Genomic DNA, 15,375 nt, shown 5'->3' on the forward strand with positions numbered 1-15,375 from the left:
CTGTGGCCACTATCTGCCGGTTATTGAGGTGTCTGTGGAAAACCCGCTGATTTCCGTGCTGGTGCCTTGCTATAACCGCGAGCGTTATATCGAAGAGACACTGCTGAGCATTCTTGGGCAGGACTATCCCAACTTCGAGTTGATCGTGGTGGATGACGGGTCCCAGGATCGCAGTGCGGAGAAGATCCAGGCGCTCCAGCAGGAGCATGGCTTCCAGTTCTACCGCCAGGCCAATCAGGGCGTCAGTGCCGCGCTCAACATGGCGTTGAGCCATGCGCGGGGCGAACTGGTGGCCACGCCGGACTCCGACGACATCATGATGCCGGGGCGCCTGAGCCGGCAGGCGAACTACCTGCGTGAGCACCCTGAGGTCGGTTGCCTGGGGGGGCGTGCCGTCTACATCGACGCTGACGGCAAGCACCTGAAGGGCGGGCCTGGCAACGCCGTGCGCCAGTACAGCTTCGATGAGCTGCTGGGGCAGGCCATCGCCATCGGTGCAACGGTTGCCATGTATCGGCGCGAAGCCATGGATCGGGCCGGCGGCTACGATCCGCAGATTCGCATCCAGGACTTCCAGATGACTCTGAAGATCGCCCACCTGGGCTACAGGGTCGAGGTCCTGCCCGAGGTGGTCAGTGGCTATCGTCGCCATGAGGGCAATCTGTCGAGGACGGCCTTCAAGAGCCAGCTCGACTACGACCGCATGGCGGTCGCTCCTTACTGGGACCACCCGGCCTACCCGGCCGCTATCACCTGCATTTTCAACAAGGCGCTCAAGCAGTCCGTCGTCTGCGAAAAAGGCTACGCGTGGTCGCTGTTGCTGCAGCTTCCGCCGTGGCGCTGGAACCGCATCACCCTGCGGCGGATTCGCCATCTGCTGTTCAAGTTCGCGCGGGAATAAGACGTTTGCCGATGAAAGAAGTTATAGCTCCTGTCTGGAAGGCCTGGTGCCCTGCCGTGACTCCCACTGGCGTGATACAGCGCCGGGGAAGCCGGATAGCCGAGGCGATGCTGGGGTTCGGGGTGCTGTGGAGTATCGCGGGTGTGATGCTGACACCCAGCATGAAGTTCTATTTCCAGATGGTTGCGCTGTTCATCTACCTGCCGTCGCTATGGCTGTGCATCGCCCGCCGGCAGGAACTCGGCCATCTGTTACGGGCTCATCGGGAGTTGTGGCTGCTGCTGGCCCTGTTCGGCTGGGCAGTGCTTTCGCTGTTGTGGTCCAAGACGGGCAAGCCGGCGGGCAACCTCAAGAGTATTTCGCTGTTCATGCTGTTCATCTTCGGTTGGGTGCTCTGGGCTCGCGCGGACGAGCGTCGGCTGCGCCTGACGATGCTATCGCTGGCTCTGGTGATCGGCGTCTACAGCGTGGCCGCGCTGCTGTTTGCCCCAGCCTTCGGGATGGGGCGCCTGAGTGGGTTTGGCGGCTTTCTGGACAACCCCAATGCGACGGCCTACTCGATCGCCTTCGTCACGGTGCTGTGCGTGCCGTTGCTGCCGCGCCGTGGCTGGTGGCAGCTGCCTTGGGTGCTCCTGCTGGCTGCCTCGCTGGTCTACGTGGTGCTCTGCGGAAGTCGTGGGGCATTGCTGGCGCTGATGGTCACCGCCATTTTCAGCCTGGTCCTGGTGCCTGGGCGGATCGCAAAACTGCTGCCGCTGCTGCTGTTGGTGGGCGGGGCGGCGCTGGTCATCGTTGAGCCGGGGCTGATGGAGCGTGGCGATGCCGAGCGCTTCGAGCTGCTGCGCAATGCCTGGCCGCAGATCCAGCAGCATTTCTGGCTCGGAGTTGGGCTGGGCGCCGATTATTCGGTGACCAGCGGGAATTCCGTGTACGAGAACGGGGCGCATAACTTCCCTGTGCACACGGCGATCCAGTACGGCGTGCCAGCCTTGCTGGCGTTCCTGGTGCTGTGGGGCACGATTGGCTACAACGCCTGGCGAAGCCGCTCGCGGGCGCTGGGCCTGTCGGTGATGCTGCTGTGGGTGTTCTCCAGCGTCGCCATGCAGTTCGATGTGTTCAGCCTGTGGGAGCGCACGCGCGCAATGTGGCTGATGCCCTGGGTGGTGATCCTGCTGGGGCTCAGCCTGGAGCGCTGGCCTCAGGTGCGGCCGGCGGTCATGGAGCCGAACTGAGGAACTGTCTCAGCTCGGCCAGCGGCCAGCGTACCGGGCTGTGGGAAAGGTAGGCTTGTGAAAGGCTGTCGGTATTGCCGGCCAGCAGCCACTGGCGATCCTGGGTATAGCGCAGCATGTGGGCGAAGTTGCGTTTGCGCTGCTGGCGCGACAGTGCCCGGCGCTGCTTCTTCATGTCCGCGAGGTCGATCAGGCCCAGGGTGCCTTCGGGGGTCTTCACCACGTTGCCCAGGTGCAGTGAGCGGAAGTACACGCCCTGGTCATGCAGCCCGGCGATCAGTTCGCCCAGTTGCGCCGCCAGTTGCGTGTCCGCCTCGCCGGCTTCGATCACCTGGCGCAGCGTGTCGCCCGGCAGGGGGCGGTAGTGCACCGCGTCGCGGGCGATATCGGCAATGCGGTACACCGCGATGATCTGCGGGCAGGGCACCGCCAGGCGCTGCAGCGTCTGGGTGTTGTCGGCGAAACGCTGCGCATAGGGATAGAGCGCCGCCGAGGAAATCAGCCGCTTGCGTCGGAACAGTTTCAGGAAGTTGCCATCGGCCAGGCGCAGGACCTTGTCGCCATGCTTGTCGGCTTCCAGCACCTGGGCGCCGGCGCGCAGCGCTTCGTAGGCGGAGAGAGCGAGGTCTTGCATAACGGGTCCCTGAATCGATAGCCGGCTATAGTAGCCCAGCCGCCGGGCAAACGAGAGCGCTGTGTTATAATCGCCGACCTTTTAAGCGTGCGATTCCTACATGTCCGGTAAAGAACCCCAGGCTCCTTCGAGCCTGAAGATCTACTTCCGACTGCTGTCCTATGTGCGTCCGTACATCGGGATGTTCCTGCTCAGCATCATCGGCTTCCTGATCTTCGCCGCGACCCAGCCGATGCTGGCGGGCATCCTCAAGTATTTCGTCGATGGCTTGGCCCATCCGGATGCCAAGCTGTTCCCCAACTCCTCCGTGGCCTGGCTCCGTGACCTGTCGCTGCTCTACGCAGTGCCGCTGCTGGTGGTGCTGATCGCCGTCTGGCAAGGCGTCGGCTCCTTCCTTGGCAACTACTTCATCGCCAAGGTTTCCCTGGGGTTGGTGCAGGACCTGCGTATCGCGTTGTTCAACAACCTGCTGACCCTGCCCAACCGCTATTTCGACAGCAACAACTCCGGCCACCTGATCTCGCGCATCACCTTCAACGTGACCATGGTCACTGGCGCCGCCACCGACGCCATCAAGGTGGTGATCCGCGAAGGCATGACCGTGGTTTTCCTGTTCCTCTCGCTGCTGTGGATGAACTGGAAACTGACCCTGGTGATGCTGGCGATCCTGCCGATCATCGCGGTGATGGTGACGACCGCCAGCCGCAAGTTCCGCAAGCAGAGCAAGAAGATCCAGGTCGCCATGGGCGATGTGACCCATGTGTCGTCCGAGACCATCCAGGGCTATCGCGTGGTTCGCAGCTTCGGCGGCGAGCCCTATGAGCGCGCACGCTTCCGCCACGTGACCAACGAGAACACCAGCAAGAACCTGCGCATGAACAAGACCTCGGCGATCTACACGCCGATGCTGCAACTGGTGATCTACAGCGCCATGGCGGTGCTGCTGTACCTCGTGCTGCTGCTGCGTGGCGATGCCACCGTAGGCGACCTGGTGGCCTACATCTCCATGGCCGGCCTGCTGCCCAAGCCGATCCGCCAGCTGTCCGAAGTCAGCTCGACCATCCAGAAGGGCGTGGCCGGCGCGGAAAGCATCTTCGAGCAGCTCGACGAGCAGCCCGAGGTGGACAACGGCACAGTCGAGCGTGAACGCGTACAGGGCCGCCTCGAAGTGAAGAACCTCAGCTTCACCTACCCGGGCACCCAGAAGACGGTCCTCAACGATCTGAACTTCAGCGTCGAGCCAGGCCAGATGGTGGCGCTGGTCGGCCGCTCCGGCAGCGGCAAGTCGACCCTGGCCAACCTGATCCCGCGCTTCTACGACCACAGCGACGGGCAGATCCTGCTCGACGGTACCGATGTCGAAGACTACAAACTGAGCAACCTGCGCCGGCACATCGCGCTGGTGACCCAGCAGGTCAACCTCTTCAACGACAGCGTGCTCAACAACATCGCCTACGGCGACCTCGCCAGCAAACCGCGCGAGGCCGTTGAGAAGGCTGCCGACGACGCCTTCGCCCGCGAGTTCATCGACCGCCTGCCCGAAGGTTTCGAGACCGAGGTCGGCGAGAACGGCGTGATGCTTTCCGGTGGCCAGCGCCAGCGCCTGGCGATTGCCCGCGCGCTGCTCAAGGACGCTCCGGTGCTGATCCTCGACGAGGCCACCTCGGCGCTGGACACCGAGTCCGAGCGGCACATCCAGGCCGCCCTGGAGAAGGTCATGGAAGGCCGCACCACCCTGGTCATCGCCCACCGCCTGAGCACCATCGAGGCGGCGGACCTGATCCTGGTGATGGACCAGGGCCACATCGTCGAGCGTGGCACCCACGACCAGCTGATCGCCCAGAACGGCTACTACGCCCGCCTGCACGCCCGCCAGTTCGCCGACGACCCGGTCGGTGGCAGCGAAGAAGCGCCCGTCGAGCAGCCGGTATGATGCAGGTGCGGAATCCCCTGGCATGCTGAACCGTCTGCGAGTCTTCCGCGAACGCGGCTGGACGCCCATCGCGGCGGCCGACTATGCCGCCGCCTGGCAGCGCTTCGGCGGCAGCGTCGCCACCCATCCGGATGTGGTTGAGCGTCTCGCCCATCTGGCCGGCATTCCGGTGCGTTACCTGGGCTGGTTCGAGGGCGATGAACTGCGCGCCGCCGTGCCAACCTGGGGGCGCAACCTGGCGTTGTCCAAGGATGTGCTCAAGCGCGAGGGCAAGAAGGCGCTGTTCGACCTGGGCAACGCCGAGATCATCCTGCCCATCGCCGAAGGTGCGCGCATCGAGCTGCGCCATCAGGTGCGCTACCTCTCCGAGCTCAACCGCGAGCAGGTCAGCGACGCCCGCGAGCAGCCCGAGCAACTGGCGATGAACCGCGCGCCGGCCGACTTCTCGAAGAAATTCCGCTACAACCAGCGCCGCGAACAGCGCCTGCTGGAAGAGGCGGGCGGCGTGCTGCAGCCGATGAGCGAGCTGAGCTCCGAGGAGCAGGCGAGCATCTATGCCGACCTGTTCCAGCGTCGCTGGGAGTTCGAAGTGCCGGGCAAGGCACGGCTGGCCGAAGTCTTCGGCCTGATGCGCGACTTCATGCGGGGTTCGCTGGTGCGCCTGGACGGCGAGCCGGTGGCGATCCAGATTCTCTACCGGGTCGAAGCGCCCAAATGGGTCAGCGTCGAGTACATCAACGGCGGCGTCGCTCCGGAGAACCGCGAGTTCAGCCCCGGTAGCGTGCTCAGCTTCGTCAATACGCAAGAGGCCTGGGCCGAGGCCGAGGCGCTGGGCAAGCCGCTGCGCTATTCCTTCGGCCGCGCCGACCGCGAGTACAAGGACCGCTGGTGCCACCGCGTGCCGGTGTTCCAGGTCTGACGCCCCGCCCGCGACAGCGGGCTTGATGGAGAGTCGCCATGAGCGCCCGCAAGCAGCACCTGCTCAAACAGCACCGCCGCAAGAAGCGCGCGGTCCTGCTCGTCGCCCTGCTGGCGCTGATCCTGCTGGGCATCTTCGCGCCCTGGTGGAGCGTGCCGCTGGCCGTGTTGCTCGGCTGGGTCGCCCATGAAGCGTGGTTCGCCGATCACCTGTTCTATTCGCCGCGCGACGACTACCGCTACGACTTCCCCGAGGGCTCCATCGCCCTGCCGGTATCCCTCGGCCCGCACGGCCTGCACGTCGCCACCGGTGCGCTGCCGGCGGGCGAGGAGACGCTGGTGCTGGAGATCGAGGTCAAAGCCTCGCTGCTCGGCCGCTGGCTCGACCCGCAGGTGCTGATCGAAGGCGTCGAGCCCGATCGCCAGGACTTCGAGCGTGGCGTCAGCGGCAAGCGCTACATCAACCTCTCCGGCCAGGGCGAAGCACTGCGTTCCGGGCATCTGCGCATCCGCAGCCGCCATTGCCGACTGGCGCAGCAGGGCGTGCTGCACGCCTTCGACAATCCGGACTACGCCCGGCAGCGCCTGCTGATCATCGCGCCCCACGCGGACGATGCCGAGCTGGCCGCCTTCGGCCAGTACAGCCGTTGCCCGGAAGCCTGGATCGTCACCCTGACGCAAGGCGAGATCGAGGCTGAACACTACCAGCGTCTCGGGCTGGGCAAGGTCGAGGCTGCCCGGCTCAAGGGCCGCCTGCGCACCTGGGACAGCATTGCCGCACCGCTCTGGGGTGGCGTGCCGGCCGAGCGCTGCGTGCAACTGGGCTACTACTGCCTGCAATTGCCGGCCATGGCCGCCGAGCCGAGCCAGGCGTTCGGCTCGCGGGAGTCCGGCGAGATCGACATCCGCAGCGTGCGCGGCTTCAACCCCTTCGCGTTGCCGGGTGACAGCGACGGCGCACCGACCTGGCTCAACCTGGTGGCCGACCTAACCGCGCTGATCGAGCACATCCGCCCGGAAGTGATCCTCACCGCGCACCCGGAACTGGACCCCCACGCCGACCACGTTCACGCCACCTGGGCGACGCTGGAGGCGAATTCGCGCAGCAGCTGGAAACCGCAGACGCTGCTGCTCTACGCCAACCACCTGCACGACAACGACCGCTGGCCCATGGGCCCGGCCGACGGTGGCATTGCCCTGCCGCCTTGTATCGAGGCATTGCCGGCCGACCCGCTGTGGAGCCCGGTGCTGGACGCCGCGACCCGCATCGACAAGGCCCAGGCCCTGGCCCTGCAGCACGACCTGCAGACTCCGCTCACTGGCAAGAAACGCCTGCGCCGGCTGATCCAGCGCGTGCTCGCCGGCCGTCGGTGGCCGGCCACTGGCGACGACGAGTTCTTCCGCAAGGCGGTGCGTCGCCACGAGCTGTTCTGGGTTCGCAAAGTCCCCTAGGCATTGCCGTGACCGCCCGGTGTTCGGCGCAAGTCGTACTGGGCGGCTATGGTATTATCCGCGGCGATTTCGACCTGCGGAGTTCCCATGAAATTGACCATGCCCCGATTCGATCAGGCCCCCGTGCTGGTGGTAGGCGACGTGATGCTCGACCGCTACTGGCACGGCGCGACCTCGCGCATCTCGCCCGAGGCGCCGGTGCCCGTGGTGCGGGTCGAGCAGCATGAGGACCGCCCCGGCGGCGCCGCCAACGTCGCGCTGAACCTTGCCGCCCTCGGTGCCCCGGCTTTCCTGGTCGGCGTCACCGGCGTCGACGAAGCGGCCGACAGCCTGAGCGACAGCCTGCAGGCAGTGGGCGTGACCACCCGCTTCCAGCGCATCGCCGGCCAGCCGACCATCGTCAAGCTGCGGGTCATGAGCCGCCACCAGCAACTGCTGCGCGTGGACTTCGAGGAAGCCTTCCGTACCGACGCCGTGGCCCTGTCCGCCGACGTCGAGGCGCTGCTGGACCAGGTTCGCGTGCTGGTGCTCTCCGACTACGGCAAGGGTGCGCTGAAGAACCACCAGCAACTGATCCAGGCTGCCCGCCAGCGCGGCATCCCGGTGCTGGCCGATCCCAAGGGCAAGGATTTCGCCATCTACCGTGGCGCCAGCCTGATCACTCCGAACCTCTCCGAATTCGAAGCCATCGTCGGTCGCTGCACGGATGAGGCCGATCTGGTCGCCAAGGGTCAGAAACTGATGACCGAGCTGGAGCTCGGCGCGCTGCTGGTCACCCGCGGCGAACACGGCATGACCCTGCTGCGCCCGGGCCACAGCGCCCTGCACCTGCCGGCCCGTGCCCGCGAAGTATTCGACGTCACTGGCGCCGGCGACACGGTGATTTCCACGCTGGCCGGCGCCATCGCCGCCGGTGAAGACCTGCCGCAGGCCGTGGCCCTGGCCAACCTCGCGGCCGGTATCGTCGTCGGCAAGCTCGGCACCGCCGCCATCAGCGCCCCGGAACTGCGCCGCGCCGTGCAGCGCGAGCAGGGCTCCGAGCGTGGCGTACTGAGCCTCGAGCAACTGCTGCTGGCCATCGAGGACGCCCGCGCCCATGGCGAGAAGATCGTCTTCACCAATGGCTGCTTCGACATCCTCCATGCCGGCCACGTGACCTACCTGGAGCAGGCGCGCGCGCAGGGCGACCGCCTGATCGTTGCCACCAACGACGACGCCTCGGTGACCCGCCTGAAAGGCCCGGGCCGCCCGATCAACAGCGTCGACCGTCGCATGGCCGTGCTTGCGGGCCTCGGCGCCGTAGATTGGGTTGTCAGCTTTGCCGAGGACACCCCCGAGCGCCTGCTCACCGAAGTCCGCCCGGACGTGCTGGTGAAGGGCGGCGACTACGGCGTCGAGCAGGTGGTCGGTGCCGACATCGTCAAGGCCTACGGCGGCGAAGTGCGCGTGCTGGGTCTGGTGGAGAACAGCTCCACCACCGCCATCGTCGAGAAGATTCGCCACCAGGGCTGATCTCCTTCACGACTGCGTGGGGCGCCGGCCTTGCCGGCGTTCGCGGGCATGGCCCGCTCCTACAGGTGTGCACCAACCGGTCGTCAGGCCGGTTTTTCTTTGACCGCTCTGCCAGTCACCGGCGGCAAAGCGGTCATGGTCCCTGCGGCATTTTGCAGCGCATGATCGGGGCATCCACCCTCCGCGGAGCGAGATGCCATGACCACCGACGTGCAGGGCCGCGCCCTGGCCGTGCTGAACCGTGTCGCCCAGGCCGACTGGCCGGACCGACTGAAGCTGCGCAAGCCCTTCGAAAGACTCCTCTACAGCGGTAGCCGCACCGGTTTCCGGCTGGCCAGCGAGCGTGCCGCCAAACAGCCCAAGACCCCACGCAAGGTTGACCCGGACGGGCTGTTCGACCTGTCCCTGTCCGACGAGCAGCAGATGCTTGTGGAGATGCTCGAAGGCTTCGCCGCCGAAGTGCTGCGCCCGGCCGCCCATGAGGCCGACGCCAAGGCCAGCCTGAGCCTGGAGTTGCTTGCCCAGGCGCAGGAACTGGGCCTGACCCATTACGGCGTCAGCGAGGTGCACGGCGGCATGGCCGGCGAGCGCACCGTGGTGACCAACGCGCTGATCGCCGAGTCCCTTGCCCGTGGCGACCTGAGCCTGGCTGCTGCGCTGCTGGTGCCGCTGTCGGCGGCCAACTGCATTCGCCGCTGGGCTTCGCCGCAACAACAGGCGCGCTGGCTGCCGGCGTTCGTTGGCGAAGAGGCCGCGCCGCTGATCGCCATCGCGGTGAACGAACCGCAGTTGCTGGCCGATCCGCTGCGCTTGTCCACCAAGGCGCGCAAGCGGGGTTCGAGCTACACGCTGACCGGCGAAAAATGCCTGGTCGTGCGCGGCGTGGATGCGCAGAAGCTGATCGTGGCGGCGGATGCCGGCGACGGCCCGGCGCTGTTCCTCATCGACACCCGCGCCAAGGGCGTCGAAGTGCGTGCCGAACCGGCCATGGGCCTGAAGGCCACCGGCACCGCGCGAGTTCGCTTGAAGGGCGTGAAGGTCCCGGCCGAGCAGCGGCTGGCGGCGGAGCGCTTCGACTACCAGGCCTTCCTCGATCACACCGCGCTGGCCTGGTGCGCGCTGGCCGTGGGTACCGGGCAGGCGGCGCTGGACTACGTGATCACCTACTGCAACGAGCGTGAGGCTTTCGGTGAGCCGATCAGCCATCGCCAGGGCGTGGCCTTCATGGTCGCCGACATCGCTGTCGAGCTGGATGCCATGCGCCTGATGGTCTGGCGCGCTTGCGCGCTGGCCGAGCGTGGTCAGGCGTTCCACCGCGAGGCTTACCTCGCGAAGCTGCTCTGCGCCGAGAAGGCGATGAAGATCGGCACCGACGCGGTGCAACTGCTCGGTGGCCACGGTTTCACCCAGGAACACCCGGCCGAGCGCTGGTACCGCGACCTGCGCGCCGTCAGCCTGATGGCTGGCGGCCTGCACCTGTAAGGAGCTTTGCATGTACCTCGAGACGCCGAAGAAATTCCGCACCTTGCAGAACCAGGCCCGCCAGGTGGCAGAGAACTATCTGCGACCGATCTCACGCAAGTATGACAAGGCCGAGCACGCCTACCCCAAGGAGCTGGACCTGCTGGCCGCGCTGCTGGACGGCATGAACGCCGGCTCGCCGGACGCCGTCGGCGCCACCTCGGCCAGCAAGCGCAAGGCCGGGGCGGAGGAGGGCGTGAAGAACGGCGGCAACCTGTCCGCCTGCCTGGGCGTGATGGAGATGTGCTGGGGCGACACCGGCCTGCTGCTGGCCATGCCGCGTCAGGGGCTGGGCAACGCCGCCATCGCTGCGGTGGCCAACGAGGAGCAGCTCAAGCGCTTCTCCGGGACCTGGGCGGCCATGGCCATCACCGAGCCGGGCTGCGGCTCGGACTCGGCTGCGATCCGCACCACCGCCACCCGCGATGGTGATGACTACCTGCTCAACGGCGAGAAGATCTTCGTCACTTCCGGTGCCCGCGCCGACGCGGTGGTGGTCTGGGCGACCCTGGACAAGAGCCTCGGCCGCGCGGCGATCAAGTCCTTCGTGGTGGAGAAGGGCACGCCGGGCATGACCGTCACCCGCCTGGAGAAGAAGCTCGGCATCAAGGCATCGGACACCGCGTCCATCAGCTTCAGCGACTGCCGGGTGCCGGCCGCCAACCTGCTGGGTAACGCCGAGATCGACGTGCAGAAAGGTTTTGCCGGGGTGATGGAAACCTTCGACAACACCCGTCCGCTGGTGGCTGCCATGGCCATCGGCGTGGCCAAGGCCTCGCTGGATCGCACCCGCGAGCTGCTGAAGAAGGCCGGTTGCCGCTTCGACTATCGCCAGCCGCTGCTCAGCGCCAGCCACGCCGAGGCCACGCTGTATCGCCTGGAAGCAGAATGGGAGGCCGCACGCCTGTTGACCCTGAAGGCCGCCTGGATGGCTGACAACCGCCTGCCCAACTCCAGGGAGGCTTCCATCGCCAAGGCCAAGGCCGGGCGAGTGGCCAACGAGGTGACGCTGAAATGCGTCGAGCTGGCCGGCGCGCTGGGCTACGGGGAAGAGGAGTTGCTGGAGAAGTGGGCGCGGGATTCGAAGATCCTCGACATCTTCGAGGGCACCCAGCAGATCCAGTTGCTGATCGTGGCGCGGCGGCTGCTGGGCAAGAGTTCCAGTCAGTTGAAGTGAACGGTCTTCGACCGCTGCCATTGGATATCTCTGCGCTCGGATCGGCCCTCACCCTAACCCTCTCCCAGGGGGAGAGGGGACCGTTCGGTGCAGGATCAAACCGTGGCGTCAGCCGGTATGGACAGCGCCCTCTCCCTCTGGGAGAGGGCTGGGGTGAGGGAATACCCAGGCACACTATTTCCTGAATCAGACAGTTGCTCCTACAAAAGCGACTTCTCCTGTAGGAGCGGGTCATGCCCGCGAACCGGCCGTCAGGTCGGAGTGATCATGTCGGCGGAATCAGGCCGTGCGCCGCCCGCTGCCGGCATTGCCGGCAGCGGGCGGCCACTGCTCCATCCATTCGCGGAAGCGGATGCGTTCCTCGCGCACCAGCCAGCCATCCTGCTCGGCGAAACTCTCCGACAGCCAAAGGCCGCGAGTGCTGGCCTTGCACAGCTCGCCCTTGCTCAGGGTAAGCAGCTCGCCGGTCGGCTGCCCATGCTCCAGCGGCAGCAGGTAGATGTCCGGGCGACGGCGGTCCAGCCGCGCCACCAGCGGGCCGCTTTCGAGTTTCTCGTCGACGTGGAACAGGCTCACCTCGCGGGCATCCTTGGGCAGCTCCATGCGCAGGTCATAGACCAACTGCAGCGAGGCCGTCGGCAGGTGCACATAGGCCTGCGGGCGCTCCAGCAAGCGCAGCGCACCGGCCTGAACCGGGCGCGAGGCGCCGGATAGCGGGGTCAGGGAGAAGTGGCTGGTTTCGCGATAGCGCAGGATGCCCTCGTAGGGCGTCGGCAGCCAGGTGTCGCCGAAGCGCCCGCCCAGCCAGCCGTCGGCGGTTTCCACCAGGCATTCCTCGGCGACTTCCTGGATCGCGGTGAGCAGCGGCAGGTTCAATTCGTGGGCCGGCACGTAGCCGGAAATCAGCTTGAGCACCGTGTCACCACGGTCCAGGCGGCGCTGGCGCACCAGGATCCAGTGGTCGCGTCCCTGGTAGTTCAGGGTCAGGCGCACCGAAACGCCGAGGTTGGCCAGTTCAGTGACGAAGCGCTCGGTCTCGTTGATCTCGATGGGGCGGCGCTTTTCCAGGACCTGGGCGAAGTTCAGGGGCTTGCCGAGGGTCTGGTAGATGAGACCTTCCGGGCTGGCTTCCACCAGCAGCGGCAGGGTCTTGAAGGCGGTCGGGTCCTTGCGGGCGAGCGTACGGGGCATAGGGTCTTCCTTCTCGTACAGGGCGTCGTACAGGGCGCCGGGTTGCGCTGACGCATCCTCTTCCAGTGATAACTGGCAGGCGACGCCGACGCGAACGCTGACCGTCTGCTGGGGACGGTCCGGCCGATCGTTCAATTACGGGGTCGCTACAACCTAGACAGCCTGACACCGCTCCTGGTGTCATCGAAAATCCAAAGGATTTCCGGATTTTTCCCTGAAAGACTTGGTGATTCCGAGGCTTTTGCGTGGGAATCGCTGGTTGGCGACAGTTTCTGTGCCCGCGGTTTTCGCCGGGGGAGTTGGAGCATGGCACAGGAATGCGTAATCCACATGACCGCCGATCAGCGGTCGAGGACCTCGGCGGCAATGTCCACGTTGTGCGCGAGATGCAGTGGATTGATGGTGCCGACGATGGCGCTGGCGACGCCGGGATGGCCCAGCACCAGTTCGAAGCTGGCGCGCACCGGGTCGACGCCGGGGGCGAGGGTGGCGTGGCCGCTGGCCAGGGCCTTCTTGATCAGGATGCCGTGGCCATGGGCCTGGGCGTGGTCGATCACCGGCTTTTCCGCCTGCTCGTTGAGGTTGTAGGTGACCATCGCGCAGTCACCGCGCTCCAGGGCCAGCAGGCCGCCGTCGGCAGTCTTGCCGGAGAAGCCGAAGCCGCGGATCAGCCCTTCGTCCTTCAGGCGCTCAAGGGTCGCGTAGACCTCGGTGCCGCGCAGGATGTCCAGGTCATTGCCGTCGGAATGCACCAGCACCAGGTCAATGTAGTCGGTCTCCAGACGCTGCAGGCTGCGTTCCACCGAGCGGCGCGTGTGGGCGGCGCTGAAGTCGAACTGCGACTGGCCGCCGACGAATTCCTCGCCGGTCTTGCTGACGATCACCCACTGGTGGCGCTGGCCGCGCAGCAGCGGGCCGAGGCGCTCTTCGCTGCGGCCATAGGCCGGCGCGGTGTCGATCAGGTTGATGCCCAGTTCGCGGGCCAGTGCGATCAGGTCGGCGGCCTCGCGGTCATCGGGGATGCGGAAGCCTTCGGGGTACTTCACGCCCTGGTCGCGACCGAGCTTCACGGTACCCAGGCCCAGTGGCGAGACGTTCAGGCCGGTGCTGCCCAGCGGGCGATGCAGGTGATGCAGGGTCTTCATCCGAGCAGTTCCTCCCATACCGGGCGGGCCATGGCCGGGCGCGGCAGGTCCGGCAGGGCGGCGTTGGCCTGCGGGCGGATGCCGCTTTTCTCCAGCGACTCCAGCACGCGGTCGGCGAAGTTCGGCGCCAGGGCCAGCTTGGTCGGCCAGCCCACCAGCAGGGCGCCGTCCTCGGCGAGGAAGGCGCTGTCCGGGCGCAGCAGGTTGTTCTGCGAGGGTTCGGCGCGGTCCACGCGCAGGGTCGCCCAGCGAGCGGCGGAGAGGTCGATCCACGGCACCAGCTTGTGCAGCTCGCGCTGCGCCTCGGCGATCTGCTCGGCCTCGTTGCGCGCCACGCCGCCGGCTTCGGCAATGTCGCCGCCCAGGTACCAGACCCAGTCGCCATTGCTCAGCGGGTGGGTGGTGACAGTGACGCGCGGTTTTGGCCCGCCGCCGAGGCAGTGGGCGTACAGCGGCTTCAGGGTGGGTGCGGTGACCAGCACCATGTGCAGCGGGCGACGCTGCATCTCCGGGCGCTCCAGGCCCAGCTCGCGCAGCAGCGCCTCGTTGCCGGCGCCGGCGCTGAGCACCACGCGCTGGGCACGGATTTCGCGGCCGTCCACACGCAGGCCTGCCAGCTTGTCGCCGTCGCGCAGGGCTTCGATGCGTTCGCCGGCCAGCAGGCTGTCACCGGCCAGTTCGGCGAGGCGGGCGACCAGGCTGGGTACGTCCAGCACCAGTTCGGTGAGGCGGTAGGCCTTGCCCTTGAAGGCCTTGTCCTGCAGGGCTGGCGGCAGGTCGCTGCCCTTCACCTGGGCTACGCGGCTGCGCACTGCCTTGCTGGCGAAGAAGCTGGTGAGGTTGCCGGCCAGGCCGCCGGGCGACCACAGGTAATGGGCGTCGGAGAGCAGGCGCACGCCGCGCAGGTCTACCTCGCCGGTGCCGGCCAGGCAATCTCGCCATAGCGCCGGCATGTCGGCGATGGCTTCGGAGGCGCCAGTCAGCGCGCCGTGCAGGGCGTACTTGGTGCCGCCATGGATGATCCCCTGCGAGCGCATGCTCTGCACGCCGCCCAGCGCAGTGTTCTCCACCAGTACGCTGGAGAAGCCGGCGCGCCGTAGGCGGGCATTGAGCCAGAGACCGGCGATGCCGCCGCCGACGATGAGGATGTCGGTGCTCAGGGATTCGGACATGAAAGCGCCTCGAGGGAAAAACGAAGCGCGCAGTATAACGCTTGAGAGCAGCTGCAAGCGTCAGGCTACAAGCTGCAAGCGGGAGCCGACTGAGGCGATAGAGTCGCAGTTGAATGTGGCAGGGGGCGCGGTAGGCTCCCTCTCCCTTCAGGGAGAGGGCTGGGGAGAGGGGCTCTTCAAGGGGCTCAATGGCCGGCGTTGCCGGAGAACAGCTGGATCACCACCACGCCGCTGACGATCAGGCCCATGCCGAACAGGGCGGCGGTATCGAGCTTCTGCTGGTAGAGCACCAGCGCCGCGATGCTGACCAGCACGATGCCCAGGCCCGCCCAGATGGCGTAGGCGATGCCGACCGGAATGCTGCGCACCACCAGGGTGAGCATCCAGAAGGAAATGGCGTAGCCGACGATCACCAGCACCAGCGGCAGGGGCGTGGAGAAGCCCTTCACTGATTTCAGCGAAGCGGTGGCGATGACTTCGGCGACGATGGCGATGGCGAGGTAGAGATAGCCGGGCATGGTGGGTGCTCCCCGGAACGACACGCCGCTCGGTATGAGCGACACGCAGCTGACGTTCGAATCTGCCGG

At 66.6% G+C, this 15,375-nt stretch carries 13 protein-coding genes; 8 read left to right on the forward strand and 5 right to left on the reverse strand.

Annotated features, from left to right (window positions below):
- Positions 1-34: 34 nt before the first annotated feature.
- Entirely contained in the window at positions 35-901 is an 867-nt protein-coding gene (locus IB255_RS17080) for a glycosyltransferase family 2 protein (RefSeq protein WP_081515481.1), read from the forward strand.
- Between the two features lie 146 nt (positions 902-1,047).
- The gene (locus IB255_RS17085; RefSeq protein WP_225594880.1) at positions 1,048-2,133 is read left to right on the forward strand and encodes an O-antigen ligase family protein; all 1,086 of its coding nucleotides are present in this window, start codon (positions 1,048-1,050) and stop codon (positions 2,131-2,133) included.
- Here the strand turns inward: IB255_RS17085 and IB255_RS17090 are convergent.
- A complete protein-coding gene (locus IB255_RS17090; RefSeq protein WP_081515483.1) occupies positions 2,117-2,767 on the reverse strand; it encodes a lipopolysaccharide kinase InaA family protein in 651 nt (216 codons plus the stop codon). The genes IB255_RS17085 and IB255_RS17090 overlap by 17 nt on opposite strands.
- 100 nt (positions 2,768-2,867) lie before the next feature.
- On the opposite strand from IB255_RS17090, the gene msbA reads away from it, so the two are divergent.
- The 6 genes from msbA (at position 2,868) to IB255_RS17120 (ending at position 11,280) form a co-directional block, all read left to right on the forward strand.
- Complete coding sequence (gene msbA / locus IB255_RS17095) at positions 2,868-4,700, forward strand: lipid A export permease/ATP-binding protein MsbA (protein WP_081515484.1); 1,833 nt, start codon at positions 2,868-2,870, stop codon at positions 4,698-4,700.
- A gap of 22 nt (positions 4,701-4,722) precedes the next feature.
- The gene (locus tag IB255_RS17100) at positions 4,723-5,619 is read left to right on the forward strand and encodes a GNAT family N-acetyltransferase (protein WP_081515485.1); all 897 of its coding nucleotides are present in this window, start codon (positions 4,723-4,725) and stop codon (positions 5,617-5,619) included.
- Between the two features lie 38 nt (positions 5,620-5,657).
- Complete coding sequence (locus IB255_RS17105) at positions 5,658-7,070, forward strand: PIG-L deacetylase family protein (RefSeq protein WP_081515486.1); 1,413 nt, start codon at positions 5,658-5,660, stop codon at positions 7,068-7,070.
- A gap of 87 nt (positions 7,071-7,157) precedes the next feature.
- Positions 7,158-8,582, forward strand: a complete 1,425-nt coding sequence (gene hldE, locus IB255_RS17110) for a bifunctional D-glycero-beta-D-manno-heptose-7-phosphate kinase/D-glycero-beta-D-manno-heptose 1-phosphate adenylyltransferase HldE (protein WP_081515487.1) — start codon at positions 7,158-7,160, stop codon at positions 8,580-8,582.
- A 198-nt stretch (positions 8,583-8,780) separates the two neighbouring features.
- Positions 8,781-10,064: an acyl-CoA dehydrogenase family protein gene (locus IB255_RS17115; protein ID WP_081515488.1), complete on the forward strand. Its 1,284-nt coding sequence runs from the start codon at positions 8,781-8,783 to the stop codon at positions 10,062-10,064.
- Between the two features lie 10 nt (positions 10,065-10,074).
- Entirely contained in the window at positions 10,075-11,280 is a 1,206-nt protein-coding gene (locus tag IB255_RS17120; protein ID WP_081515489.1) for an acyl-CoA dehydrogenase family protein, read from the forward strand.
- Positions 11,281-11,559: 279 nt separating this feature from the next.
- Here the strand turns inward: IB255_RS17120 and IB255_RS17125 are convergent, their stop codons facing one another.
- The 4 genes from IB255_RS17125 to IB255_RS17140 form a co-directional block, all read right to left on the reverse strand.
- On the reverse strand, positions 11,560-12,471 hold the full coding sequence (locus IB255_RS17125; RefSeq protein ID WP_081515490.1) for a metal ABC transporter ATPase: 912 nt from the start codon (positions 12,469-12,471) through the stop codon (positions 11,560-11,562).
- A gap of 341 nt (positions 12,472-12,812) precedes the next feature.
- Positions 12,813-13,616, reverse strand: a complete 804-nt coding sequence (locus tag IB255_RS17130; RefSeq protein ID WP_081515491.1) for an aldo/keto reductase — start codon at positions 13,614-13,616, stop codon at positions 12,813-12,815.
- Complete coding sequence (locus IB255_RS17135) at positions 13,613-14,788, reverse strand: NAD(P)/FAD-dependent oxidoreductase (RefSeq protein ID WP_081515492.1); 1,176 nt, start codon at positions 14,786-14,788, stop codon at positions 13,613-13,615. The genes IB255_RS17130 and IB255_RS17135 overlap by 4 nt, the downstream gene beginning before the upstream one ends.
- Positions 14,789-14,973: 185 nt before the next feature.
- Entirely contained in the window at positions 14,974-15,306 is a 333-nt protein-coding gene (locus IB255_RS17140) for a DMT family transporter (RefSeq protein ID WP_081515493.1), read from the reverse strand.
- Positions 15,307-15,375 lie beyond the last annotated feature (69 nt).

Source organism: Pseudomonas sp. PDM22, from assembly GCF_014851965.1.
In the GTDB taxonomy this organism is placed as follows: domain Bacteria; phylum Pseudomonadota; class Gammaproteobacteria; order Pseudomonadales; family Pseudomonadaceae; genus Pseudomonas.